This window comes from Kineococcus deserti, from assembly GCF_050871945.1.
Taxonomy (GTDB): Bacteria; Actinomycetota; Actinomycetes; order Actinomycetales; family Kineococcaceae; genus Kineococcus.
Genome location: NZ_JBJLSI010000023.1, coordinates 47,557 through 71,532, shown reverse-complemented (window position 1 = coordinate 71,532; position 23,976 = coordinate 47,557). Strand labels below are relative to the sequence as shown.

24 protein-coding genes are annotated in these 23,976 nt (G+C 73.5%); 16 read left to right on the top strand and 8 right to left on the bottom strand.

Annotated elements, in window-relative coordinates; all coding sequences use genetic code 11:
- Positions 1–23: 23 nt before the first annotated feature.
- Both ACRYR2_RS16990 and ACRYR2_RS16985 read right to left on the bottom strand, forming a co-directional pair.
- The gene (locus tag ACRYR2_RS16990; RefSeq protein ID WP_432564074.1) at positions 24–2,906 is read right to left on the bottom strand and encodes a helix-turn-helix transcriptional regulator; all 2,883 of its coding nucleotides are present in this window, start codon (positions 2,904–2,906) and stop codon (positions 24–26) included.
- A gap of 26 nt (positions 2,907–2,932) precedes the next feature.
- A complete protein-coding gene (locus ACRYR2_RS16985; protein WP_432564073.1) occupies positions 2,933–3,154 on the bottom strand; it encodes a hypothetical protein in 222 nt (73 codons plus the stop codon).
- A 185-nt stretch (positions 3,155–3,339) separates the two neighbouring features.
- On the opposite strand from ACRYR2_RS16985, the gene ACRYR2_RS16980 reads away from it, so the two are divergent.
- From ACRYR2_RS16980 to ACRYR2_RS16965, 4 genes are all read left to right on the top strand, one after another.
- The gene (locus ACRYR2_RS16980; RefSeq protein WP_432564072.1) at positions 3,340–3,609 is read left to right on the top strand and encodes a hypothetical protein; all 270 of its coding nucleotides are present in this window, start codon (positions 3,340–3,342) and stop codon (positions 3,607–3,609) included.
- Positions 3,610–3,659: 50 nt separating this feature from the next.
- Positions 3,660–4,277, top strand: coding sequence for an MBL fold metallo-hydrolase (locus ACRYR2_RS16975; RefSeq protein ID WP_432564071.1), 618 nt, complete (start codon positions 3,660–3,662; stop codon positions 4,275–4,277).
- Positions 4,278–4,362: 85 nt separating this feature from the next.
- Complete coding sequence (locus ACRYR2_RS16970) at positions 4,363–4,791, top strand: hypothetical protein (protein ID WP_432564070.1); 429 nt, start codon at positions 4,363–4,365, stop codon at positions 4,789–4,791.
- Between the two features lie 565 nt (positions 4,792–5,356).
- The gene (locus ACRYR2_RS16965) at positions 5,357–5,734 is read left to right on the top strand and encodes a hypothetical protein (protein WP_432564069.1); all 378 of its coding nucleotides are present in this window, start codon (positions 5,357–5,359) and stop codon (positions 5,732–5,734) included.
- A 126-nt stretch (positions 5,735–5,860) separates the two neighbouring features.
- Here ACRYR2_RS16965 and ACRYR2_RS16960 read toward each other — a convergent pair whose 3' ends face one another.
- Entirely contained in the window at positions 5,861–7,168 is a 1,308-nt protein-coding gene (locus ACRYR2_RS16960; protein WP_432564068.1) for an MFS transporter, read from the bottom strand.
- Between the two features lie 162 nt (positions 7,169–7,330).
- Between ACRYR2_RS16960 and ACRYR2_RS16955 the strand changes: the two genes are divergently transcribed.
- From ACRYR2_RS16955 to ACRYR2_RS16940, 4 genes are read left to right on the top strand one after another with little or no spacing between them, the layout of a single operon-like run.
- Entirely contained in the window at positions 7,331–8,587 is a 1,257-nt protein-coding gene (locus ACRYR2_RS16955; RefSeq protein ID WP_432564067.1) for an amidohydrolase family protein, read from the top strand.
- The gene (locus ACRYR2_RS16950; protein ID WP_432564066.1) at positions 8,584–10,173 is read left to right on the top strand and encodes an amidohydrolase; all 1,590 of its coding nucleotides are present in this window, start codon (positions 8,584–8,586) and stop codon (positions 10,171–10,173) included. The genes ACRYR2_RS16955 and ACRYR2_RS16950 overlap by 4 nt, the downstream gene beginning before the upstream one ends.
- Before the next feature lies 1 nt (position 10,174).
- On the top strand, positions 10,175–11,425 hold the full coding sequence (locus ACRYR2_RS16945; RefSeq protein ID WP_432564065.1) for an amidohydrolase family protein: 1,251 nt from the start codon (positions 10,175–10,177) through the stop codon (positions 11,423–11,425).
- Positions 11,422–11,823: a nuclear transport factor 2 family protein gene (locus tag ACRYR2_RS16940; RefSeq protein ID WP_432564064.1), complete on the top strand. Its 402-nt coding sequence runs from the start codon at positions 11,422–11,424 to the stop codon at positions 11,821–11,823. Before ACRYR2_RS16945 ends, ACRYR2_RS16940 begins: the two co-directional genes overlap by 4 nt.
- A 2-nt stretch (positions 11,824–11,825) precedes the next feature.
- Here ACRYR2_RS16940 and ACRYR2_RS16935 read toward each other — a convergent pair whose 3' ends face one another.
- Positions 11,826–12,362: a helix-turn-helix domain-containing protein gene (locus tag ACRYR2_RS16935; protein WP_432564063.1), complete on the bottom strand. Its 537-nt coding sequence runs from the start codon at positions 12,360–12,362 to the stop codon at positions 11,826–11,828.
- A 153-nt stretch (positions 12,363–12,515) separates the two neighbouring features.
- On the opposite strand from ACRYR2_RS16935, the gene ACRYR2_RS16930 reads away from it, so the two are divergent.
- From ACRYR2_RS16930 to ACRYR2_RS16895, 8 genes are read left to right on the top strand one after another with little or no spacing between them, the layout of a single operon-like run.
- Positions 12,516–14,162, top strand: coding sequence for an ABC transporter substrate-binding protein (locus tag ACRYR2_RS16930; protein ID WP_432564062.1), 1,647 nt, complete (start codon positions 12,516–12,518; stop codon positions 14,160–14,162).
- Positions 14,159–15,238 carry an ABC transporter permease gene (locus ACRYR2_RS16925; protein ID WP_432564061.1) on the top strand — a complete coding sequence of 360 codons (1,080 nt, stop codon included), beginning with the start codon at positions 14,159–14,161 and terminating at the stop codon, positions 15,236–15,238. The genes ACRYR2_RS16930 and ACRYR2_RS16925 overlap by 4 nt, the downstream gene beginning before the upstream one ends.
- Complete coding sequence (locus ACRYR2_RS16920) at positions 15,235–16,116, top strand: ABC transporter permease (RefSeq protein WP_432564060.1); 882 nt, start codon at positions 15,235–15,237, stop codon at positions 16,114–16,116. The genes ACRYR2_RS16925 and ACRYR2_RS16920 overlap by 4 nt, the downstream gene beginning before the upstream one ends.
- A 6-nt stretch (positions 16,117–16,122) precedes the next feature.
- Positions 16,123–17,145: an ABC transporter ATP-binding protein gene (locus ACRYR2_RS16915; protein ID WP_432564059.1), complete on the top strand. Its 1,023-nt coding sequence runs from the start codon at positions 16,123–16,125 to the stop codon at positions 17,143–17,145.
- Positions 17,142–18,116, top strand: a complete 975-nt coding sequence (locus ACRYR2_RS16910; protein WP_432564058.1) for an ABC transporter ATP-binding protein — start codon at positions 17,142–17,144, stop codon at positions 18,114–18,116. The genes ACRYR2_RS16915 and ACRYR2_RS16910 overlap by 4 nt, the downstream gene beginning before the upstream one ends.
- The gene (locus tag ACRYR2_RS16905) at positions 18,113–18,463 is read left to right on the top strand and encodes a TIGR04076 family protein (RefSeq protein ID WP_432564057.1); all 351 of its coding nucleotides are present in this window, start codon (positions 18,113–18,115) and stop codon (positions 18,461–18,463) included. The genes ACRYR2_RS16910 and ACRYR2_RS16905 overlap by 4 nt, the downstream gene beginning before the upstream one ends.
- Entirely contained in the window at positions 18,460–19,497 is a 1,038-nt protein-coding gene (locus ACRYR2_RS16900) for an LLM class flavin-dependent oxidoreductase (RefSeq protein ID WP_432564056.1), read from the top strand. The genes ACRYR2_RS16905 and ACRYR2_RS16900 overlap by 4 nt, the downstream gene beginning before the upstream one ends.
- A complete protein-coding gene (locus tag ACRYR2_RS16895; protein ID WP_432564055.1) occupies positions 19,494–20,666 on the top strand; it encodes an alpha/beta hydrolase family protein in 1,173 nt (390 codons plus the stop codon). Before ACRYR2_RS16900 ends, ACRYR2_RS16895 begins: the two co-directional genes overlap by 4 nt.
- Here the strand turns inward: ACRYR2_RS16895 and ACRYR2_RS16890 are convergent.
- Genes ACRYR2_RS16890 through ACRYR2_RS16875 form a run of 4 tightly spaced genes read right to left on the bottom strand, consistent with a single transcriptional unit; the run spans position 20,630 to position 23,964 of the window.
- The gene (locus ACRYR2_RS16890) at positions 20,630–21,421 is read right to left on the bottom strand and encodes an SDR family NAD(P)-dependent oxidoreductase (protein WP_432564054.1); all 792 of its coding nucleotides are present in this window, start codon (positions 21,419–21,421) and stop codon (positions 20,630–20,632) included. The two genes, ACRYR2_RS16895 and ACRYR2_RS16890, sit on opposite strands and share 37 nt — an antisense overlap.
- A gap of 46 nt (positions 21,422–21,467) precedes the next feature.
- The gene (locus tag ACRYR2_RS16885) at positions 21,468–22,205 is read right to left on the bottom strand and encodes an SDR family NAD(P)-dependent oxidoreductase (RefSeq protein WP_432564095.1); all 738 of its coding nucleotides are present in this window, start codon (positions 22,203–22,205) and stop codon (positions 21,468–21,470) included.
- Positions 22,205–22,834 (bottom strand): response regulator, encoded by a 630-nt coding sequence (locus ACRYR2_RS16880; protein WP_432564053.1) that lies wholly within the window; start codon positions 22,832–22,834, stop codon positions 22,205–22,207. Before ACRYR2_RS16880 ends, ACRYR2_RS16885 begins: the two co-directional genes overlap by 1 nt.
- Positions 22,831–23,964, bottom strand: a complete 1,134-nt coding sequence (locus ACRYR2_RS16875; protein WP_432564052.1) for a sensor histidine kinase — start codon at positions 23,962–23,964, stop codon at positions 22,831–22,833. Before ACRYR2_RS16875 ends, ACRYR2_RS16880 begins: the two co-directional genes overlap by 4 nt.
- Between the last annotated feature and the right edge of the window lie 12 nt (positions 23,965–23,976).

The window sequence follows — 23,976 nt, the reverse complement described above, 5'->3', positions numbered from 1 at the left end:
CCTCGGGTCAGAGATGCTCGTCCTCACACGGCGTGGTGGTCCTCCCCGGCCAGCAGCCCACGGCGCAGCCCGATCGAGACCGCTTCGGCACGGGACGATGCTCCGAGCTTGGCGAAGATCCGGGAGACGTGCACGCTGGCGGTCTTCTCGGCCATGAACAACGCCTCGCCGACCTGCCGGTTGGTGCGGCCGGCGGCCAGCAGGTCCAGCACCTGCAACTCCCGCGCGGTGAGCGGCCCGCGGCCGGGAGCCGCCGAGGCCCGCACCCGCCGGGCGAGGTCCTCCAGCGCCGCCGCGAGCGGGGCGGCCCGCAACCGGGCCGCGGTCCGACGGGCCTCGTCCAGGACCGCGAGCCCCTCCTCGCGAGCGCCCGCGGCGATGCACGCCTCGGCCAGGCGCCACCGTGAACGTGCCAGTTCGTAGACGTCGCCGTAGGAGAACTCCGCCACCGTCACGCGCCAGGCTGCGCCCTGCTCGGCCGGGGGGAGGTGGCGGTAGCGGGCCACCTCGGCGTGCAGGGTCGCCACCCAGGCCCGCCCCTCCGGCCCCAGGACGCCCGCGCGGGGCTGCCCGAACTGCACGAGTTCGGCCACGCGGTCGCGGATCCGCTCCACCAGGGCGTCGTCGCGCGAGCCCGCGTCGGCCAGGGCACCGACGGCCTGCGCTCCCAGCCGCAGGCCCAGCAGGTGGGAGGAGTGCTCCACGCCCCGGTAGCCGAACAGGGCCGTCACCAGCACGTCGGCCGCCGCGGCCGGCTCACCGCGCCACCGCAACGCCTCCGCCTGTGCCGCCGAGGCCGCCAGCCCCTCCTCCACGTCGTCGAACCAGGCCGGGTCGAGGACGGCGTCGACCTCCTCGAAGGCCCCCCGGGCCGCCAGCACCCGGGCGGCGACGACCCCGACGGTCGTCGCGACCAGTGGCGGGGCCTGCGGTCCGATGGCCTGCGCCTGCGCCAGCGCACGGTCGAACTCCCCCGTCACGAAGCTCGTCGTCGCCTGCAGGGCCAGCAGTTGCAGGCCGTAGGGCGACCAGGACAGGCCGAGCTGGGCCGCCCAGGCGCAGGAGTCGTCGAGGACCTCGCGGGCCCCGGTGAGGTCGCCGCGCTCGTAGCGGTCGACGGCTCGGTTGTAGCGGGCCCGCAGCGCCGTCCCGAGGGAACCGACCCGCTCGGCGGCCTCCGCGGCCCGCGCGAACAACGCGTCGGCGTCGGCGAGCTTGCCCTCGAGGTTGTCCAGAGCGGCGAGGGTGATGAGGACGTCGGCCTCGGCGGCCGCCAGGGCGGGGTCACCCTCGGTCGCGGAAAGCGCCCGCCGCGCCTCGGCGGCGGCCTCGGCGGGGCGGTCCAGGGCGACGTAGCAGCGCGCGGCCACCGCGGTGGCCCAGCAGACCGCGTGCGCGGCGTCGGGATCGGCGCCACCGCGGTGCTGGGCCAGCCGGGCCTGGGCGATGGCCTCCTCGCCGTGGTCGCACGCCCACAGCGCGGAGGCGCACTGCTGGTGCACCGCGGCCGCCACGGCCGGCGCGGCGTCGGCCGGCAGCAGGCCGACGGCGTCCTGGGCGAGCAGCGCGGCCCGCGCCGGCTCCCCCGCGCTGGCCGCCAGCTGCGAGGCCCGCACGGTGAGCTCGAGCAGGCTCGTGCCGGTGCGCTCGGCGGCGTCGGGCACCGACCGCCACAGTGGCAGAGCCTCCTCCAGGTGCCGCCAGGCCTGGGCCGGGGCCCGCAGCCGTTGCGCCTCGTCGGCCGCGGCGATGCCCGCGACCAGCGCGCCAGGCAGGTCGTTGCCGGCGCGCGCGTGGTGCGCCAGCTGCGCCGCCGAGGACAGCGGCTCGCCCGTGGCCGCGGTGATGGCCCGCGCGTAGGCGGCGTGCAGCCGGACCCGCTCGCCGGGGAGCAGGTCCTCGTACACCGCCTCGTGCAGCAGGGCGTGCCGGAAGGCGTAGCCCTCCCCGCCGTCGGCGTCCAGGACCTTGAGGGCGACGGCGTCGCGCACGCGACGTTCGAGCTCGGGGCCGGCCAGACCCGTCGCGGCCTGCAGGAGTTCGTGCCGGACCCGCCGGCCGCCGACCGCGGCCGCGCGCACGAGCTCGGAGACCTCCGGCGGCAACGACTCCAGGCGTGCGAGCACCACGTCGGCCAGCGCGGCCGGCAGCCGGCCGGCGTTCCCGGTACCGGCGAGCACGAGTTCGGCGGTGTAGTAGGCGTTCCCCTCCGCGCGGGCGTGGATGCGCCGGGCCGTCGCCGCCGGGACGTCCGCCCCGGTGAGGTCGCGCAGGAACTGACCGGTCTCCTCGGCCGTGAACGGATCCAGGACGATGCGCTGCACCCCCGGCAGCCGCCCGAGCTCGGCCAGGACCGGCCGCAGCGGGTGCCGGCGGTGCAGGTCGTCGGTCCGGACGGTCGCGACGGTCAGCACCCGCTCGGTGCGCACCCGCCGCAGCAGGAACGTCAGCAGATCGCGGCTGGCGCCGTCGGCCCAGTGCAGGTCCTCCAGGACCAGCAGCACGGGACGCTTCCGGGCCGCGGTGGCCAACGCCGTCGCGACCTCGTCGAACAACTGCACCTGGGACAGGTCCGCCCCCGGCCGCCCGGTCGTGGCCCACCCGGAGGGGTGCCCCTGCTCGCGCAACGGTTCCAGCGCCTCCACGAAGGGCAGGTACGGCAGCGCGTCCCCGCCGGCGGAGGCGCAGTGGCCCAGCAGGACGGTGTCGCCGCCGGCGCGTGCGCACAGCTCGGCCACGAGCCGGGACTTGCCGACGCCGGCGTCGGCCTCGACGAGCACCCCGCCCGAGGTGCCCGCGCGTGCCCGCGCCAGCGCGTCCTCGAGCGCGGCCAGCTCGACGGCCCGGCCCACGAGGGCGCCGCCGCGGTCGGTGGGGCGGGTCGGCAGGACGGGCACGTCGGCCATGGTGACACCGGGGTGCGACGAGCGGCTCAGGGTTTCCACAGCACCGGCTGGCCGGTGAGCAACTCGTTCCACTCCGCGGCGCAACTCCGCCACCACGCCGTCCGGCGGCGGCGCCGGGCGCGGCGCTGGTCACGGCGGGCGGCGCGCAGCTCACGCACCAGCCGTTCACGTTCGGCGGCCTCGACGGCCGCGCGCTGGCGGGCGGCGACGCCTTCGTGCAGTTCCCAGTCCAGAGCGTGCGAGTTCATGGACCTCACGCTGCTGCTGAGGGGTGGGGTTGGACGTCAGGCGTTCACGCCGTCTCAGCGAGCACCTCACACCTCAGTTACTTAGAGTCAATAAGGTGCGACTAAAAGTCACCGGGCGTCGACCGGGCCGGTCAACTTCACCTCCTCGTGGTGCGTTCCGGGCGGGGGGACGTCACCATCGGCAGGTGGGAGTCTGGCGGTCGTTCATGGATCTCGTGCACCTCATCGGTGCGCTGGGGTGCCTGGCGCTGACCGGCGGTTTCGCCGCCGAGGGCGAGCCGGCCCGCGCGGTGTTCTACGCCCTGTGCACGATGGGGTTCGCGGTCGGGTTCGCCCGTCGCCGCCAGCACCGGCACGACGAGGTCCACGGCTCCGGCGGTCCCCGCGTGATCGACCTGCGCCACCAGGGCTCCCCCACCACCCCGGCCGTCGGCAAGGTCGCACGACCCCGCTGATCCGCCGGCGTCGATCCGTCGGGTGATCCCGCGCCGGTAGCGTCGCGGTCATGACCTCCACGACGACCTCCACCGCCGTCCTCGACGCGCTCCACGTGGGTTCGATGGACAACGTCGCCTACCTGGTGCGGTGCCGAGCGACCGGCCGGGCGCTGCTGGTCGACGCGGCCGCCGAGCCCGACCGCCTGCTGACGCTCGTCGACGGCGGGCTCGACGTCGTCGTCACCACCCACCGGCACCACGACCACGTCGGCGCGCTGGCCGCCGTCGTGGAGGCGACCGGCGCGCGGACGGCAGCCGGCGCCGACGACGCCGACGACCTCCCCCTGCCCGTGCAGCAGCGGCTGGAGCACGGCGACGTGGTGCGCGTCGGCGACGTCCTGCTGGAGGTGATCCACCTGCGCGGCCACACCCCGGGCTCGGTCGCGCTGCTGCTGCGCGACCCCGACGGTCCCGACCACCTGTTCACCGGCGACTCGCTGTTCCCCGGCGGCGTCGGGAACACGTTCGGCGATCCCGCCGCCTTCAGCCAGCTGTTCACCGACGTCAGCGAACGGTTGTTCGCCGTGCTCGCGGACGACACCGTCGTGCACCCCGGCCACGGCGCGCCGACGACCATCGGGACCGAGCGGCCGCACCTGCCGGAGTGGCGCGAGCGGGGCTGGTGAGACGCGCTGCGGCCGACGAGAACCTCTTGGCGACCCGCGCCCGTGGTGGGAAACTGGAGAACGGCAACGGTGCTGGAGGTGCTCGATGAGCAGGAACCGGATCGGACGCGGTGTGCTCCGCGCGGAACTGACCTCTGACCTCGAGGGCGCACGGCTGGTCCTGCGCGACGACGTCGGGATCGTCAACGTCCTGAAGGTCCGGCGCGACCGGGTGCCGGAAGTTCGCGCGGCCCTCGACGACGCGATCATCGACCAGAACTGCGTCCTGCAGATCACCACCGACGAGGGCCAGGCACAGACCTGGGGACAGTTCCAGGGGTGCCACCACGCGGTGGCGACCGCGCTGGTCCTGATGGCCAGCGACGGCCACGCTCGCCACGCCGTCGTCCGCGCGGTGGTCGAGCGTCCGGCGGGAGCCCGCGGCATGGGCCGCGGCTCCGAACAGCTCGGGGAGGAACTGGCGCGCCTCGAGGCGTCCCGGGCCCCGACGTGGTGGGAACGCCAGCCGCTGTGAACTCGGCTCGACCTGACAGCACGACGGGGTCGTTCGTCGCCGGCGACGGGTAGGCCGTTCCACCGTCGTCCCGCCCCGCCAGACGGCGAGCCGCCGGGTCTGGCCCACGACGTCGGCTCGCCCGTGCCTCGTCGGGAACGTCCGGATTGCCGAGCAGTACCACCGGTGCTGTACTGGAACCCAGCCCCGGACCCCGGCTGACCCTTCGCAGCGTCTTGCGCAGCCGGTCCAAGAAGCGGCCGTTCCCTCCCGCGGTGCCTCGAACCAGGAACCGCCGGTCTCGACGGCTCAGCAGGTGATCGACGATGTGCCAGCACGCTTCCCGTGGCCGCCTGCTGCCGCCACCGACGCAGCGTTCCCCGAGTCGCTTCGACCTCGAACTCCCGACTGCGCCGATCTCCGAGGTGTTCCCGGTGGGCGCCGGGGCGGTCGCCGCCGCAGGAACACGTCGCGGTGCTCCGCCCGGACCGGCCAGCCCGACGACGTCGACGACACCGATGACACCGACGACGCGGGCTGACAGCCGACGGCTTCCGATGGTTCCACCGATCAAAGAGGTACGACCATGAGTCTCGATCCCGGCACGGCAGGCGAGGTCAAGTTCCCGTTGGCGCCCGGCGCCCGGGCGCTCGCCCAGGCACGACGGTTCCTCGGCCTGTACGCCCAGCAGAGCGGCGTTCCCGGAGAACACGCTGAAGACGTCGTCCAGGCGGCGGCAGAGCTCATGGCCGTCGGTGGACGGGCCCGCCAGGTCCTCACCCTGGCCGTCCACGAGCACCCCGATCAACTCAGCGTCCTCGTCGACCTGGCCGGCTCGGCCGACGTCGAGGTGAGCGACGAGGGGGCGTTGCTGCTGAACGGGCTGAGCAGCCAGTGGGGCTGGCGCCAACTGCCGGGGTACACCCAGGTCTGGTGCGACGTGCCCAAGCAGCCGGACCTGTGACTCCTGCGTCCCACGACAGGACCACCGCTGTCACAGCCCGCGAAGGTCAGGTCCTCACCTCGGCGTGCCGTCACCGGAACACCGTCCGTGGCGCGGGGCTGGTACGGGCCACACGGCGGACCGCCGTCAGTCCAGCGCCACACCGCGCTTCTCGGGCAGCAGGAAGCTGGCCGAGGCCGCCACCGCGAACGCGACCCCGAACACCACGAACACCAGCGCCGTCCCCCCGGAGCCGGACAGCAGCGGCACGGACAGGGGGGCCAGGATCGAGGCGATGCGGCCGAAACCGGCTGCGGCCCCGGCTCCCCGACCGCGCACGGCCGTCGGGTACACCTCCGGGGTCACGGCGTACAGCGCACCCCAGGCACCGAGGTTGAAGAACGACAACGCCATCCCGGCGGCCAGGATCGTGCCCTCCGAGCCGGCTGCGGAGTACGCCAGTGCCGCCAGGGCGGAACCGACGAGGAACACCGACAGGGTGCGTCGCCGCCCCCACGTCTCGACCAGCACGGCCGCGACGGCGTACCCCGGCAGCTGCGCCAGGGTGATGAGCAGCGTGAACTCCAGCGACCGGACGAGGGTGAAACCGTCGCTGACGAGCAGGCTCGGGATCCACGTGAACGCGCCGTAGTAGCTGAAGTTCACGAAGAACCAGACCAGCCACAGTCCCGTGGTGCGCCGGCGCAGCCCCGCGTCCCAGATCCCGCGCACGCCCACCGGTCGCGGATCGGGGACGAGTTCGCCCGAGGAGGAGATCCCCGCGGAGGCCTCGAACTGCGCGACGACCCGCGTGGCCTCCTCGGTCCGCCCCTTCGAGAGCAGGAACCGCACCGACTCCGGCAGCCCCCAGCGCACCACGACGGCGTACACCGCGGGCAGGGCCCCGATCGCCAGCGCCCACCGCCAGCCGTCGTCGGAGGTGGGGACCAGCAGGTACCCGACCAGCGCGGCCAGCGTCCAGCCGACCGCCCAGAACGCCTCGAGCACCACGACGACCCGGCCGCGGATGCGCCGCGGGGCGAACTCGCTCACCAGCGTCGAGGCGACCGGGAGTTCGGCCCCCAGCCCCAGCCCGACCAGGAACCGGAAGACCAGCAGCGCGGCGAGCGACCACGACAACGCCGCGGCCCCGGTCGCGAGCCCGTACAGCAGCAGGGTCAGCGCGAAGACCTGCCGCCGCCCGATGCGGTCGGCCAGCAACCCGCCGAGGGTCGCGCCGACGGCCATGCCGGCGAAACCGATCGAGGCGATCCAGGACTGCTCGGTGGCGCTCAGGCCCCACTGCTCCCGCAGCGCGACGAGCACGTAGGCGACGAGCCCGACGTCGAGGGCGTCCAGCGCCCAGCCGACGCCGGACCCGAGCAGCAGCCGGCGGTGCCTGCCGGTGAAGGGCAGCGCGTCGAGGCGCTGCGAGACTGTGGTGGACTCACTCACTCCGACGACAGTAGCGGCGGCGGACCGGGAACTCCTCGGTGGACGATCTCGAAGATCTTGACGTTCGTAACACGGATGACACATCTGCGGGCTACGGTGCGTGCGTCCGTCAAGTGGAGATGGACGCCTGTACGTTCTCGGTGAACGACGAGTGGAGGCTCCATGCCCGCCGACCGCCAGCCTCCCACGCCGGTGCTGTTCACCGGCGGCGGTGTTGCCGACGCACGGCGGGAAGCACGCACGGAGGAGGACGTCCTCGTCGTCGACGGCCGCATCGCCGCCGTCGGACCGGCCGGGTCGCTGCGTGACCGGGCGCCTGCCGGGACGGCCGAGTTCCCCCTCGACGGGCGGACCGTGCTGCCGGGCCTGGTGAACATGCACACGCACTTCACGCTCGTGCTGCCCGGCGACCGCGGCCGCGAGATCGCCGCCATGGACGCCCACGACCTCGCCCTGCACGTGGCCGACGGGGCCCGCCGCACCCTGCTGTCCGGCGTCACCACCGTCCGGTGCGTCGCCGAGGAGGACGGAGTCGACTTCGCCCTGCGCCGCGCCGTGGACGCCGGCCGGGTTCCCGGACCGCGGGTCTTCACCGCCGGTCGCGGGCTGGTCTGCACCGGCGGTCACGGGCACGAGAACTCCTCGACGCTGGAGTGCGACGGCCCCGACGGCTTCCGGTACGGCGTGCGGTCGCAGGTCCGCGCCGGCGCCGACCTGATCAAGGTGATGATCTCCGGCGGCATCGCCGGGCAGCACGAGGCCATCGACACCCGCCAGCTCACCCGGGACGAGATCGCCGCCGTCATCGGCGCCGCCCACGACGCCGGCAGGAAGGTCACCGCGCACGCCGGCCCCGCGCCCGTCGTCGCCGACGCCGTGGAGCTCGGCCTCGACTGCGTCGAGCACGGCTACCAGCTCACACCCGAGGTGTGCGCGCAGATGGCCGCCGCGGGCTGCGCGCTCGTGCCCACTCTGGGCGTCACCCGGTGCGGGGAGTTCTTCGACGAGTGCGGTGTCCCGCGGTGGATGCAGGAGCGGTCCCTGGGCGCCGCCGACCGGCACACCGAGAGCTTCCGCACGGCCCTGCGCGCCGGTGTCGAGGTCATGCTGGGATCGGACCTGCCGCCGTTCTGGGCCATCGACGACACCAACGCCACCGCGTGGGAGTACGGCCTGATGGCCGACCTGGGCGCCCCCGCCGGTTTCAGCCCGCGCGACGCGCTCGCGGCGGCGACGAGCACCCCCTTGCGCTGGCTGGGGGCCGATGACCGACTGGGGGCGGTGGCCGAGGGTTTCCTGGCCGACCTCCTCGTGGTCGACGGCGACCCGCTGAGCGACACCACCGCCGTGCGGCGGGTGCACGCGGTCCTGTCCCGCGGCGAGGTGGTCCGCGACGACGAACGGAGCCTGGCAGCATGAGCACGACGCTCCTCACCGGCGGCCACGTCGAGACCTTCGACGTGGCGGGCACCACGGCGACGACGCTCGCCGTCCGGGACGGTCGCGTCCTGGCCGTCGGCGCCGACGCCGAGGTCCGAGCGGCCGCGGGCCCCGACGCCGAGGAACGGCACCTCGACGGCGCGACGGTCTGGCCGGGTTTCGTCGACACCCACATGCACCTGGAGAAGGTGTCGCACGAGCTCACCATGCTCCGGCTCGAGGACGCCCGGACGCTGGCCGAACTGCTGGAGGTCGTCGGCACGCGGGCCGCCGCGACGCAACACCTGCAAGACCCGCCGTGGATCCGGTGCTTCGCCGACAACGCGGCGTGGAACGAGGCGAACCTGGCCGAGGGCCGGTTGCCGACGCGCACCGAACTCGACGCCGTGACGCAGTCCGTCCCCACCTACCTGTACCGCCGTCCCGACCGCGGGGTGCTGAACTCGGCCGGTGCCGCTGTGCTGGCCGACCGGCTCGCCGGGTTCGAGCAGGGCTGGGACGCCGGGACCGGCCAGTTGTCCGGTCCGCCCGTGCGGGTCGTCAACGACAGCATCTACACGCTGAGCATGGCCGATCCCGAGCACCGGCAGCGGATCCTGGCGCGGGCCTCCACCGAACTGCTGCGGCACGGCATCACCTCGGTCGCCGACCCCGGTCTGGCCGGGGGTTTCGAGTCGGCCTGGGAGTTGTACCGCGAGGCCCGCCGGCGCGGCACCCTGCACCAGCGCGTGCGGCTGATGAACCGCATCGACTGGCGCAAGCCCTTCGACGCCGAACTCGAACGGATCCTCGCCGGGACCAGCCCGGTGAGCGGTGACGACCGGCTCGCGGCCTGGGGCGTGAAGCTCCTGCTCGACGGCGAGTTCACCACGGCCTGGATGCGCGGCGGGGAAGACATCCCGGGCGCCCACCCGCACTGCTCCCGCGAGGAACTCGCCACCCTCGTCACGACGTGCGCCGACCGCGGCTGGCCACTGACGGTGCACGCCATGGGCGGCGGCGCCATCGCCACCGTCCTCGACGTGGTCGACGACGTGGCCAGCTCGGGCCGGCCGCTCGCCCCCGGTCAGGTGAAGATCGCGCACGCGTTCCTCATGGGCACCCGGGACGTCGACGACTGCCTGCGCCTGGGCGTCGGAGTCTCGGTCAACCCCCCGTTGGCCTTCGTCTACTCCGGCGAGATGCGCGAGGCGTGGGGGCCGCTGGCCGGGCGGGCCATGCCGTTGCACACCATGGCCCGGTTGGGACTGCGGTTCGCCGCCGGGTCCGACACCCATCCGTTCTCCCCGCTCGTCGGGGCCCGCATCGCCGCCGAACGCCGGGCGTGGGACGACTCCGACCTCGGCGCCGCGGAGGCGCTGGACCTGCGCCGCGCCGTGGAGATGTACACCCGCGACGCCGGGGAGCACCTGGGGGTCCCCGGACTGGGAACCCTCGTCCCCGGCGCCCCCGCCGACCTCGTCGTGTGGCCCGACGACCCGTTCACCCGCTCCGGGACGACGAGCTGGGACACCCTCGAACCCGCCGCCGTCCTCGTCGACGGCCGAACCGCCTGGGAGGCCTGACATGCCCGATTCGCCGCACCGCCGCTCCGAACGGCTGCTGCTGCGCAACTGCTCGGTCGTCGACGCCGTCCGCGACACCCCGCTGCACGGCGCCGCCGTCCTCGTCGAGGGTGAGCGGATCGCTCTCGTGGGCACCGAGTCCGACGTGCGGCCCGCCGTTCCCGAGGGCACCCCGGAGGTCGACCTCGGCGGACGGCACCTGTCCCCCGGTCTGGTGAACATGCACACCCACCTCGGGCTGTCGCTGCCCGGCCGGCTCGGCGACGCCGTGCGCGCCATGAACCCCGTCGAACTCGTCCTGCACATGGCCGACGGCGCGGCGAAGACGCTGCAGGCCGGCGTCACCACCATCCGCTGCGTCGGGGAGAAGGAGGGCAACGACTTCGCCCTCAAGGCCGCCATCACCGCCGACCGGGTTCCCGGGCCGCGGATCTTCACCGCCGGCCGCCCCATCTCCTCCACCGGCGGCCACGGGCACGCCACCTCCGGCGCCCTGGAGTGCGACGGGGCGACGGGTTTCCGGCGCGGGGTGCGGACCCAGGTGAAGGCCGGTGCCGACCTCATCAAGGTGATGATCTCCGGCGGCATCTCCGGCCGGCACGAGACCATCACGACCCGTCAGGTGACGCGCGAGGAACTCGCGGCGGCCATCTCCACGGCGCACGAGTGGGGCCGCAAGGTCACCGCGCACGCCGGCCCGTCCGAGGTCGTCGGCGAGGCCGTCGAGCTCGGACTCGACTGCGTCGAGCACGGCTACGAACTGACCGCCGAGGTCACGAAGGCCATGGCGGCGGCAGGCACCTGGTACGTGCCCACCCTCGTCGTCACCCGCTGCAAGGAGTTCTTCGACGAGCTCGGGGTACCCGAGTGGATGCAGCAACGCTCCCTCGGCGCCGGCGCACGCCACCTGGAGAGCTACCGGTACGCCCTGGACGCGGGAGTGACCGTGATGCTCGGATCGGACATGCCGCCGTTCTGGATCTTCGACGGCACCTCCGCCGCGGTGCGCGAACTGGAGCACATGGCCGACGAGGGGCTCGGCGCCCGTGCGGCGCAGGCCGCGGCCACCCTCGTTCCCGCCCGCTGGCTCGGGGCGGAGCAGGACCTGGGCACCGTCGAGGCCGGCAAGTACGCCGACCTCGTCGCCACCGCCGGGGACCCGACCCGGGACACCACCACCTACCGCACCATCGACTGGGTCGCCAAGGGCGGGGACATCGTCCGCGACGACCGGAACAGGAGCCTGGCGTGACGACCACCGACGTCCCCGACGCGGAAACCTCCCGCAAGCTCGTCGAGGCCGCCCTGGCCGACATGTACACGGCCTGGATGGACCGCGACTGGGAACGCTTCAACACCCACCTCGACCCCGAGGTCACCGCGTGGGAGTCGCACCTGCCCGAGATGATCCGGGGCCTGGACGAACTGGCCCGCTACCGCGCCGAACGCGGCGAGCCCCCGGCCATGCGCAGCCTGGCCGCCGACGTCTCCGAGGTGGCCGTGTGGGGCGAGACGGCCGTCGCGCGGTACCTGCTCGTCGGCGAACCCGTCGAGCCGAGCACCCCGCGGCGCGTGGCCCGCGTCACCGAGGTGTTCCGCTGGAACGGGTCCGACTGGGTCATCGTCCGCCGGCACGCCGAGGCACGCTGACCTCAGGGGTTCGGCGGTGTGCAGGACATCAGGTACTCGGCGGGTTCGCCCGAGGCGTTGAGGTAGCGGTGCGGGAGACGGGAGTCGAAGGTGATGCTCTCGCCCACCCGCAGTTCGTGGCGCACCCCGCCGACCTCGGCCACCACGGTTCCCAGCAGCACGACCGAGCACTCGGTCGAGGGGTGACCCCAGGGTTCCTCGGACGTGGCCTGACCGGGTTCCAGCCGCCCCTTGAGCACCTCGAGGTCGGTGCGTCCGGGAGTGAGCCGCTCGTAGGCCATCGAACCGTGGCCCGCCGACAGCAGCGGCCGCTGACCCGGTCGGCTCACGTGCGCTCCCGAGGGCGCGTCCTCGGCGAACAACGTCGGAAGGTCGGCCCCGAGCACGACGGCGAGTTTGCGCACGGTCGACAGGCTCGGATCGGTCGTGCCGCGTTCGACCTGGCTCAGCAGGGCGGCGGACAACCCGGTGGCCTCGGCGAGCTGACGCAGGGACAGGCCGCGTTCCTTGCGCAGCAGGCGCACACGTTCGTTGAGCACGGTCGCTCCTTCGTCGGCGCGGGGGTTCCGCGAATTCGTCAAGCCAGACTACTCGTCAGTACACACAGCCTTAACAATTCTGTTCTAGGGTCGGTTCCCGTGGACGCGAGACGGCGTCCGGTGTGACCTTCCCACGGACCTTGAGGTGGACCGATGTCCTCGCACTCCCCGCAGTCCCCGCTCCAGCGCAACGGCCTGACCCGACGTTCGGCGCTGGCCCTCGGCGCGGCCGCCGGCGTCTCGTTCACCGCGGCCTGCACGGCCGGTTCGGCCGGTCAGAGTTCCGGCGACGCCGGCGGCGACGCCCCCGCCACGCTGCTGGTGAACACCACGTTCGTCTACTCCACCCTCGACCCCGGCCGCGCCTACGAGCAGACGGGGTACTTCGCGCTGCACGGCCTGTACGACGCCCTCATGACGTTCGAGGGCGACGACGTGTCCGCGCCCGTTCCGCACCTGGCCCAGGACTACGCCACCAGCGACGACGGCCTGGTCCACACGTTCACCCTCCGCGAAGGCGTCACGTTCTCCGACGGTACCCCCGTCACCAGCGCCGACGTCCTCTTCTCGCTCAACCGCCTGGTCAACCTCAAGGGCTCCGGCGCGGGGTTCTTCACCGGGCTGACGTTCAGCGCCCCGGACGCACAGACGTTCGTGGTGACCTCGCAGGCGCCGGCCACCAACGTCTCCACCCTCATGGCGATGCCGGCGTCCTCGGTGGTGAACTCCGCCGCTGCCCGGGCGGCCGGCGCGTCGGACGCCACCGACGCCGACGCCGTCGACACCGCCCAGACCGCGTTCGACACCGCGTCGATGGGCAGCGGACCGTACGTGCTGGAGAGCAACGACCCCGGCAACGAGATCGTCCTGGTCCCCAACGAGAACTACTGGGGCGAGGCGAACGGCTTCGAGCGGATCGTCGTCCGCAACACCGACACCCAGAACCAGAAGCTGTCCATCTCGCGCAGCACCACGGCCGAGGTGTCCATGGACCTCACCGGTTCGCTGCTCGACGGCCTGCCGGACACCCTGACGATCTCCTCCACGCCGGACACGTACTACATGCTCTACCTGAGCACCGATCCAGCCGTCTCCCCCGCCACCTCGAACCCGCAGTGGCGCGCGGCTCTGGCCGCGGCGATCGACTACGACGGCGTCGCAGCCCTGTTCGGCGAGGGTGGGCAGAAGATCGCCGGGTACATCGCCCAGACCTACCCCGGCGCCCTGCCGGTCGACGAGGCTCCCTCGCAGGACCTCGCCGCGGCGCGCGCCGCGCTGGCGGACTCCGGGGTCGGCGACACCCCCGTCCGGTTCATCTACCCCGCCATCACCTACCGCGGCGTCGACCTGGCGACCATCACGACGAAGGTGCAGAACGACGCCGCTCAGGCCGGGATCGTGCTGGAACTGACGCCGCTGGCCATGCCCGCGTTCCTGGAGGAGCAGCGCAGCGGGAACGTCGTGATGGGTTTCACCCCGCAGGCGCTGTCCTACCCGCGGCCGGAGTCGCTGGTGAACCAGCTCAGCCCCGACGGCACCAACGGCAAACGCGTCCGCTGGGACGCCACCCGCGTCGGTGCCGACGAGGCCCTCGCCGCGATCGGTGCGGTCAACGCCGCGACGGACGAGACCGCCCGCGAGGAGGCCCTGCAGAACTGGCAGCGGGTCATGCTCGAGGTCTCCCCGTTCCTGCCGCTGGCGCAGAACTCCGGAACTGTCGTCTCGACCCCGGCCGTGGCCGACGCTGAGTACACCGCCGCGGGCTGGCTGCTCGACCTCGAACGGGTGGCGCCGGCGTGACGGCACCCACCACGACCCAGGCGGGACCGGCCGTGCGCCGGCCGCGCGCGGGCGGGCACCCGTTGCTGCGGTTCCTCACCCGTCGGCTCGCGACCACGATCGGCCTGTTGTGGGGAACCACGGTCGTGGGGTTCCTGCTCGTGCAGGCCGTCCCCGGCGACCCGGTCGCGGCGAACCTGTCGGACGCGGCGCTGGGCAACCCCGAGGCCGTCGCGGCCTTCGAGCGCAAGTGGGGTTACGACCAGCCGCTGCCGGTGCAGTACCTGACGTACCTGGGCAACCTCGTCCAGGGCGACCTGGGAACCTCCCAGCGCAGCGGTCGGCCCGTGCTGGCGGACCTGCTCGACTACGTCCCGGCCACGCTCGAGATCGCCCTGCCGGCGATCGTCGTGTCCGTCGTCGTGGCGGTCCTGCTGGGTCTGCTGTCGGCCGTGAAGCACGGCAAGGCGCCCGACCAGGGCGTGCGCGTGGTGTCGCTGCTGGGGCTGTCCACACCGCCGTTCTGGTTGTCGCTGCTGGCCTTGTACGTGTTCTTCTACGTCCTCGGGGTCTCCCCCAACGGAGGCCGGCTCAGTCCGCAGTTCGCCGCACCGGCGCACGTCACCGGCGTGTTCACGATCGACGCACTGCTGGAAGGGAACCCGCTGAAGGCGTGGGACGCCGCCCAGCACGCCGTCCTGCCGGTGCTCGTGCTGTCCCTGGTCACCATCGCGACGCTGACCCGGTTCGTCCGCTCGGCGCTGCTGGAGGTGCTGCGCCGCGACTACATCACGGCCGCGCACGCCAAGGGCCTGCCGCAGTGGACGGTCCTGGTGAAGCACCTGCTGCGCGCCGCGCTCGTACCCATCATCACCATGACAGGACTGGCGTTCGCGTCGCTGCTCTCGGGCACCGTCCTGGTCGAGAGCGTGTTCGGCTGGCCGGGGTTGGGGCAGTACGCCTACCAGAGCGCGACCGCCCTGGACCGGCCCGCCATCCTCGGCGCGACGATGTTCATCGCCGCCGTCTACCTGACCGTGAACCTCGTCGTGGACCTGCTCTACGGCCTGGCCGACCCGAGAGTCCGGTTGTCGTGACGTCCACCACCCTCACGAAGACACGCACCCCCCGAACCCTGCGCCGGGCCACCCGCCGCACCGGCGGGCTGCGCCGCCAGCCCGTCGTGGTCGCCGCGATGGTCGTCGCGGCAGCCTGGATCGTCGTCGCGGTCGCCGCACCGGTGATCTCCCCGCACGACCCGCTGGAACAGACGGCGAACCTCTACTCCCCGCCCAGTGCGGCGCACCCGTTCGGCACCGACGAACTCGGCCGCGACGTGCTGTCCCGCGTCCTGCACGGTGCCCGGTTGTCGATCCCACTGGCCCTGGCCATCGTCACCTGCGCGCTGGCGCTCGGCGGGCTGCTGGGCCTGGTCGCCGGGTACGTGGGCAAAGCCGTCGACGCCGTCGTCATGCGCATCACCGACCTGGTGTTCGCGTTCCCGCAGATCATCCTGGCGATGGCGGTGGCCGCGGCTTTCGGGCCGAGCACCGCCAACGCCGTTCTGGCCCTGGTCATCGTCTCCTGGCCGGTGTACGCGCGGGTCATCCGTGGCGCGGTGCTGACGATCCGGTCCGAGGACTACCTCAACGTTTCGCGGATGCTGGGGGTCGGGCCGGTCACCGCGCTGCGCCGCGACGTGGTGCCGAACAGCTTCGGGCCGGCGATCGTGCTGGCCACGCTGGAGTTCGGCAACGCCATCCTGCTGCTGGCCGCGCTGTCGTTCCTGGGTCTGGGCCCGCGGCCACCGTCGCCGGAGTGGGGCGCGATGATCGCCTCGGGCACCAACGACATCACCCGCTGGTGGGTCTCGCTGTTCCCCGGACTGGCGATCCTCACCGCGGTGCTGGCCTGCAACGTCCTGGGCGACGCACTGCGCGACAAGCTCGACCCGCACTCGACGACGGGACGGTGAGACACCGTGTCTGAACCCCTCCTCCAGCTCGAGCACCTCGCCGTGGACCTGCCCGGACCCGCCGGCCCGGTCGACGTCCTCACCGACGTCACGCTGTCCGCCGGGGCCGGCGAGATCGTCGGGATCGCCGGCGAGAGCGGCTCGGGCAAGTCGATGACCGGCCGGGCGCTGCTCGGTCTGCTGCCCGACGGCGCACGGGTCAGCGGCCGGGCCGAGTTCGACGGCCGGGACCTGCTGGCCCTACCGGCGCGGCAGCGCCGGGCCGTGCGCGGCGGTGAGATCGCCATGGTGTTCCAGGACCCCACGGCCTCGCTGCACCCCATGCTCACCGTGGGGACGCAGCTGACCGAGCACATGCGCCGCCACCTCGGCCTGTCGAAGAAGGCCGCGTCCGCCCGCGCCGCCGAACTCCTCGAGGAGGTGCGCCTGCCCGACCCGGACGCGGCGCTGCGCGCCTTCCCGCACCAGTTCTCCGGTGGCATGCGCCAGCGCATCGCGATCGCCGCCGCGCTGGCCGCCGAACCCCGGGTCCTCGTCGCCGACGAACCCACGACGGCGCTCGACGTGACGGTGCAGGCCGGCATCCTGCACCTGTTCGACCGGCTGGCCCGCGAACGGGGCCTGACCGTCCTGTTCATCACCCACGACCTCGGGGTGCTGGCCGCCCTGGCCCGGCGCACCTACGTGTTCTACGCCGGCCGGATCGCCGAGACGGGACCCACCGCGGACCTGCTGCGCGACTCCCGCCACCCGTACACGACGGCGTTGCTGTCGGCGCGTCCCGAGGTGAGCGAGGACGGCCGCACCGTGGACCTCGTCCCCATCCCCGGGATCCCCGTCAACGCCGCCTCGGCGCCCGCCGGGTGCCCGTTCGCGCCGCGCTGCGCCGACCGCGTGGACGCCTGCACCTCGGCGGCCCCGCCGCTGGCGCCCGTCCCCGCGCGCGACCGGTCCGCCGACCCCCGCCACCGGGCCGCGTGCCTCGTGCACGCCCCGGCCACACCGCAGACCGTGGAGGTCACCCGGTGAGCCTGCAGCTCAACGACGTCGAGGTGGAGTACCGCGGCCGCGCCGGCCGCACCGTGCAGGCCGTGGCCGGGGTCTCCCTGGAAGTCGAGCCCGGCGAGGTCGTCGGGCTGGTCGGCGAGTCCGGCTGCGGCAAGTCGTCGCTGGCCCGGGTCGCCTCGGGGTTGATCGCCCCGCGGCGCGGGAACGTGCTCCTGGACGGCGAGGAGATCGCCCCGCTGTCCTGGCGCCGGCGACCGCGCACCGAACTGCGGCTGCAGATGGTGTTCCAGAACCCCTACTCCTCGCTGAACCCGCGGCGGCGCATCGGCAGCCAGCTCGCCGACGGTGTGCCCGCCGACGTTCCCGCGCGTTCGCGCACGGACCGCGTCGTCGAACAACTGGAACGGGTCGGGCTGTCCCCGGACGTGGCCGACCGGTTCCCCCACCAGTTCTCCGGCGGGCAGTTGCAGCGCATCGCCATCGCGCGAGCCCTGGTTCCGCAACCCGCGTACCTGATCGCCGACGAACCCGTCACGGCGCTCGACGCGTCGAGCCAGGTGCAGGTCGTGCAGACCCTGACCGGACTGGTGCGCGAACTCGGCGTGGGAATGCTGTTCATCTCCCACGACCTGGCCCTGGTCCGGCACATCGCCCACCGCACGGCCGTCATGTACCTGGGCAAGGTCGCCGAACTCGCCCCGACCGACGAGTTGTGGAGCGCCCCGGCGCATCCCTACACCTCAGCGCTGACCGCGGCCGTCCCTCGCGTCGAGGTCGGCGCGGGGTTGCCCGAACCGCTGACCGGTGAGGTGCCCGACCCGGGCAACGCACCGGAGGGGTGCCGGTTCCGGCCGCGTTGCCCGCGGGCGTTCGAGGCGTGCACCACCGAACCGCTGCTGCGGATCACCACCCGTCCCCCCGCGGCGGGCACCGGCCGGCAGGCCGCGTGCTGGCTCGCCCACGACCGCACCCCCACCGGAGCCAGTTCATGAGCAGTGACGAGACCGACCTGGAACACGTCGAGGGCGGCGACATGCGCCTGCACGACCTGCGGATCTGCGTCGACCGGATCGAGGGCCGCCCGGTCTGTGGCCTGGAGGTCGGCGACTACATCGACGTCGTGCGCTCCAACGAGATGCGCCTGCCCGAGGGCAAGCACTTCTGCATGTACGCGTTCGCGGCCGTCCTGCCGATGATCGCCGCCAAGCAACGTGACCTGCCCGCCGGCGACTGGATGAGCAAGGACTCCCACGTCGCCTGTCCCGACCCCGAGGAACGGTTGGTCATGCGCATCGACCGCCTCGGTTCCCGCACCCTGCGCTCGGAGGACCTCACGTGAGCACCCGTGTCGAGATCGGGCTGGGCATCCAGTCCGACAAGGCTGCCGGCGAGTACGCCCGCCTCGCGCAGGCCGCCGAGGACTACGAGATCGACGTCCTGAGCGTGTTCTCCGACCTCATGTACCAACCGCCGATCTTCGCCCTGCTGGAGATGGCCGCGGTCACCGGACGGGTCCGGCTGGGCGCCGCCTGCTGGAACCCGTTCTCCATGCACCCGTTCGAGATCGCCGGGCAGGTCGCGGCCCTCGACCTCGCCTCGGCCGGGCGCGCCTACCTGGGGCTGGCCCGCGGGACGTGGCTCGGGGACGTCGGGATCGACCAGCCGCGGGCCGTGTCGCGCATGCGGGAGACGGTGCAGTACGTGCAGGCCCTGCTGGCCGGTGACACCGCCGGTTTCGAGGGCCGGGAGTTCCGACTGGCCCCCGGCACGGGTTTCCGGTTCGACCGGGCCCGGCCGGCGGTTCCCGTGCTCGTCGGCAGCTGGGGTCCTCGCGGCCTGGCGATGGCCGGCGAGATCGCCGACGAGGTCAAGCTCGGCGGTTCGGCCAACCCCGACGCCGTGGCCGTCGTCCGCGAACGTCTCGCCGTCGGTGAGGAACGGGCGGGCCGCCCGGTGGGCAGCACCCGCGTCTGCCTGGGGGCCGTGACCGTCGTGGCCGAGGATGGCGAGGCCGCCCGCGCCAAGGCCCGCGCCGAGGTGGCCATGTACCTGGCCGTCGTCGGTGGCCTCGACGCCACCGTCGAGATCCCCGCCGACCTCATCGAAGGGATCCGCCGGCACGTCGCCGACGACGACCACGACGCCGCCGGGCGACTGGTCCCCGACGACCTCCTCGACCGGTTCGCGTTCTCCGGAACCCCCGAGCAGGTGGCCGCGCTCGCTCAGCGGCTCATCGACGCCGGCGTGGACCGCATCGAGTTCGGAACGCCACAGGGTCTGCGGACCGACGAAGGGGTCCACCTCATCGGTTCACGCGTCCTCCCCCTGCTCGACCGCACCCGGGTGCCCGACCGCGTGGCGGTCGCGTCGTGACCGCCGCCCGGCTCGTGGCCGTCGTCGGTCCCGGTGTCCTGAGGGACGCGAGGACGGCCGAAGAGGTGTTCACCCGCGCCCTGACGGCGCGCGGCGCCGTCGGTGAGTTCGTCGTGACGAGCACGGAGCAGGAGTTCTCCGCGGCCGTCGCGGACGCGGTGACCGGTGGTGAGTTCCTGCTGCTGCTGCCCGCGGACCCCGCGGATCTCGACGCCCAGGTCCGGGCGGGTCTGCCGTTGCACGGGGCCGCGGTCGTCCGCGTCGACCTCGACGAGCGCGACGTCGGTGGGACCGGCCCCGACCGTTCCGAGGTCGTCCGGCGGCACGTCCGGGGCCGCGGCGTCGACGGACTCCGGTTCGCCGTCGACGCCTGGCACTGCACGCTCGTCTCCCCCGCCCGGACGGTGGTCTACGGCGACGACCCGGACCAGCGCGGTGAACTGCGCGTCCCCGACGGTCCCGGGCCGTTCCCCGTCGCCGTCCTGGTCCACGGCGGGTACTGGCGCTCCCGCTGGGAGAACGACCTGTCCGAACCCATGGCGGTCGACCTGCTCACCCGGGGCTTCGCCACCTGGAACGTGGAGTACCGCCGGCCGGCCGAGGCCGGCTGGAACGGCACCGCAGCCGACGTCGCGGCGTCGCTGGAGGTCCTCGCGGACCTCGACGAGCGGCTGGACCTGAACCGGGTCGTCACCCTGGGGCACTCGGCGGGCGGCCAGCTGGTCGTGCGCCTGGCCGCTGACGTGGCGGCCGACCCGTCGCGGCGCGTTCGCCCTGCACTCACGGTCTCCCAGGCCGGGGTCCTCGACCTGGTCACGGCCGACCGCCGCTGGCTGGGCGAGGGCGCGGTCTCGACGGCCCTCGGTGGGCGAGCCGACGACATCCCCGCGGTCTACGCCGAGTCCTCACCGCTGCAGCGGATCCCGATCGGCCTTCCGCTGGCCGTCGTGGTGGGCCGTGGCGACAACCTCGACCTGCTGGAACTGTCCCGGGCTTTCGTCAGCGCCGCCGCAGCAGGCGGCGACGAGGTCACCTTCGTGGAGGACGAGGGGAACCACTTCTCGGTCATCGACCCCCGCACGGGCATCTGGGAGCGGACGGTGCAGCTGCTCCGGGACCGCCTGGGCTCGACTCAGATCGTCGCGACGGACCCCGAGTCGACGCGGTAGTTGCTGCCGTTGACGAAACTCGCCCGCTCGGAGGCGAGGAACGCGATGACGGCCGCGACCTCCTCGGGCCGTCCCCGGCGCTTGAGCTCCATGAACGGCCGTTCCTCGTCGAGGAACGTCCTGATCGCCTCGTCGACGTCGACGCCCTTCTCCTGTGACCGCTTCGCCATCATGGCGTCGGTCATCGGGGTGGCGATGAAGGCCGGCGAGACGGCGTTGACCAGGACGCCCTCACCGCCGTACGTCTTCGACAGGCCCTTGACCAGGCTGAGCACCGCCGCCTTGGCGGCGCAGTACGGCAGTTCGTCCTCGTAGGGCTGCACGGCGTCCTCGGAGGCCAGCAGCACGATCCGGCCCCAGCCCCCGCGGCGCATGCCGTCCAGGAAGGCGCGGACCACGCGGACGGCGGCGAAGAAGTCGGTCTCCAGCGTCGAGCGCCAGCCGTCCTCGTCGATCTCGTGGAACAGCCCCTGCGCTCCTGTGATGCCGGCGGCGTGCACGAGGACGTCCGGGTCGCCGAGCGCGTGCGTCACCTCGCGGTGCAGGCGCTCGACGTCGGCGGGGTCCGTGAGGTCAGCCGCGACGGCGAGCACGTCGCCCGGCAGTTCGGCGGCGGCCTCGTCGAGGATCTCCTGGTCGACGTCGGTGATCGCGACCGTCGCGCCCTCGGCCACCAGGAGCTTCGCGGTGTGCCAGCCGATCCCGGAGTCGCCACCGGTGACGAGCGCCGTGCGTCCCGTGAGTTCGAGATCCATGGCCGTCACGCTAGGCACGCCACGGCCGGTCCGCGCGGCGAGCGGCTCAGCGCGGGGCGCGGCGCCAGAGCGCGCGCGGCGTGACGGTCATGGCCGCCGCCAGCGCTCGCAGCGTCCCGGGGACCCAGACGACCTCACGCCCGGCGGCCAGGCCCGCCACGACGGCGTCGGCGACCTGCGCGGGGGTGCTGGACAACGGGGCCGGGGACATCCCGCGCGTCATCCGGCCGACGACGAAACCGGGCCGGGCCAGCAGCAGCCGCACCCCGCTGCCGTGCAGGGCGTCGGCCAGGCCGGAGGCGAAACCGTCCAGGCCGGCCTTGGCCGAGCCGTAGACGTAGTTCGCCCGCCGCACCCGCGCCCCCGCGATCGAGGAGAACACGACGATCCGCCCCGAGCGCAACGGCCGCAGCAGGTTCGCCAGGTGCGACAGCACGCTGACCTGGGCCACGAAGTCGGTGTGCACGACCGCGAGGGCGTGCTCGACGTCGTGCTCGGCCCGGGCCTGGTCGCCGAGGATCCCGAACGCCACGACGGCGTCGAGGGCGCCGTGCCGTTCGACGACCCGGGCGAGCAGCGGGCCGTGGGAGGCGAGGTCGTCGGCGTCGAACTCCACCGTCTCCACGCTCGCCCCGACGCTCTCCAGACGGGCGGTCTCCGTCGTGAGCTCGCCGGCGCGGCGGGCGGCGAGCACGACGGTGCGCGCCCCGGCCCGCACGAGGCGTTCGGCGACCTCGAGACCGATCTCGCTGCGGCCGCCGAGCAGCAGCACCGGGTTGCCCATCAGATCCATCCCGCCTTCCGCGCCTTGGCGACGGCCTCGTGCCGGTTCGCCGCACCCAGCTTCCCCGACGCCGACGACAGGTGGTTGCGCACCGTTCCCGGCGACAGCGACACCTTCACGGCGATCTCCTCCACCCCGGCGCCGTCCGCGGCCAGCTCCAGGACGTCGGCCTCGCGCGCCGTCAGCGGGCTCGCTCCGGCCGCGATGGCGTCGGCCGCCAGCGACGGGTCGACGTAGCGCCCGCCCGCCGAGACCGTGCGGATCGCCTCGGCCAGCACCGAACCCGACGACGTCTTGGGCAGGAAACCGCGCACCCCCGCCTCCAGGGCGCGCTTGAGGTGGCCGGGGCGGCCGTGGCTGGTCAGCAGCAGGGTGCAGAGCCCGGGGATCTCGGTGTGCAGCCGTTCGGCCAGCGCGATGCCGTCCGCGGGGGTGTCCGGGCGGGTGTCCCCCGCCGGCATCTGCAGGTCCAGGACCGCGACGGCGGGTTTCTCCTTGCGCGCCACGGCGAGCGCCTCGGAACAGCTCGCGGCCTGGCCGACGACCTCCAGGTCGTCCTGCAGGTCCAGCAGGCCGGCGACGGCGCTGCGCACGAGGTTCTCGTCGTCGGCGAGCAGTACGCGGATCACGCGGTCATCTCCAGTCGGGCCTCGAGGGTGAACGTTCCGTCGCCGCGTCGGGTGTCGAGGGTTCCACCGAACGCTTGCAGCCGCTCGGCCAGGCCCGCCAACCCGGAACCGGGCCGGTGCTGGGCCGGGGTGACGCCGTCGTTCTCGATCCGGACGGCGAGTTCCGCGGGACCACCGGCGACGGTGATCCGGCACCACGTCGCGGCGCTGTGCCGCACGACGTTCGTGACGCCCTCGCGGATCACCCACGCCGCGGCGGAGCGCAGTTCGTCGGGCAGGTCGTGCTCGTCGTGCTCGACCGTGCACTCGACCCCGGCGGACTTCAGCAGCGCGACCGATCCGTCGAGCTCGGTCGTCAGGTCCACGGCCCGGTACCCGCGCACGACGTCGCGGATCTGCTGCAGGGAGTTCTGCGCGATGGTGCGGACCTCCTCGGCCCGCTCGACGGCCTCGGGCCGGCCACGTCGGGCCAGTTCGGCGACGAGGTCGCTGGTCACGGCGATGGCCGACAGGTCGCGGCCGACGACGTCGTGCAGGTCGCGGGCGAAGCGCAGCCGTTCCTCGGCCAGTGCCAGTCTCACCCGGTCGCGTTCGGCGTCGGCGAGTTCGCGCACGACGTCGAGCAACCACATCGACATCTGCACGATCGCGGCGGCCAGCACGGCGTAGGAGGTGAGGATCGCGACGAGGGCGCCGTCGGCGGCGAACGGCGCCGTCACGAGGGCCGCCGACGCTGCGACGGGCACGGCGTAGCGGCGGAAGGGGAAGCGCCCCAGCGGCGCCAGGCCCAGGATCGCGACGGCCGCTGCCGCGGTCACCTGCCCACCGCCGGTGTCCCGCAACGCGACGGCACCCGCGACCAGTGCGAGCAGCGACCCGAGGACCCACAGCGCGAGCAGCGACCGGCCCCAGGACCTGCGGTCCACGACCCGTCCCAGCACCTTCGCGACGACGGCGGCCTGCACGAGCGAACCGGCGGTGGCGACGAGGGCACCGACCCGGTCGTGCTCGACCGTGAGACCGAGGACGACCAGCGGCGCGATGACCACCGAGGGCAGCAGCGACCAGCGCGTGTACAGCTCGACGCGCCGCGGGTCGTCCGCGGCGCGCCAGCTGCCCAGCAGGTCCACGGGCCCGACTCT

Excerpts from the sequence above, each read along its gene's own strand:
- ACRYR2_RS16970 (WP_432564070.1), top strand. The coding sequence starts at position 4,363 with ATGAGCAGGAACCGGATCGGACGCGGTGTGCTCCGCGCGGAACTGACC.
- ACRYR2_RS16890 (WP_432564054.1), bottom strand. The coding sequence starts at position 21,421 with ATGGATCTCGAACTCACGGGACGCACGGCGCTCGTCACCGGTGGCGAC.
- ACRYR2_RS16930 (WP_432564062.1), top strand. The coding sequence starts at position 12,516 with ATGTCCTCGCACTCCCCGCAGTCCCCGCTCCAGCGCAACGGCCTGACC.
- ACRYR2_RS16955 (WP_432564067.1), top strand. The coding sequence starts at position 7,331 with ATGCCCGCCGACCGCCAGCCTCCCACGCCGGTGCTGTTCACCGGCGGC.
- ACRYR2_RS16965 (WP_432564069.1), top strand. The coding sequence starts at position 5,357 with ATGAGTCTCGATCCCGGCACGGCAGGCGAGGTCAAGTTCCCGTTGGCG.
- ACRYR2_RS16990 (WP_432564074.1), bottom strand. The coding sequence starts at position 2,906 with ATGGCCGACGTGCCCGTCCTGCCGACCCGCCCCACCGACCGCGGCGGC.
- ACRYR2_RS16885 (WP_432564095.1), bottom strand. The coding sequence starts at position 22,205 with ATGGGCAACCCGGTGCTGCTGCTCGGCGGCCGCAGCGAGATCGGTCTC.
- ACRYR2_RS16975 (WP_432564071.1), top strand. The coding sequence starts at position 3,660 with ATGACCTCCACGACGACCTCCACCGCCGTCCTCGACGCGCTCCACGTG.
- ACRYR2_RS16950 (WP_432564066.1), top strand. The coding sequence starts at position 8,584 with ATGAGCACGACGCTCCTCACCGGCGGCCACGTCGAGACCTTCGACGTG.
- ACRYR2_RS16905 (WP_432564057.1), top strand. The coding sequence starts at position 18,113 with ATGAGCAGTGACGAGACCGACCTGGAACACGTCGAGGGCGGCGACATG.
- ACRYR2_RS16985 (WP_432564073.1), bottom strand. The coding sequence starts at position 3,154 with ATGAACTCGCACGCTCTGGACTGGGAACTGCACGAAGGCGTCGCCGCC.
- ACRYR2_RS16945 (WP_432564065.1), top strand. The coding sequence starts at position 10,175 with ATGCCCGATTCGCCGCACCGCCGCTCCGAACGGCTGCTGCTGCGCAAC.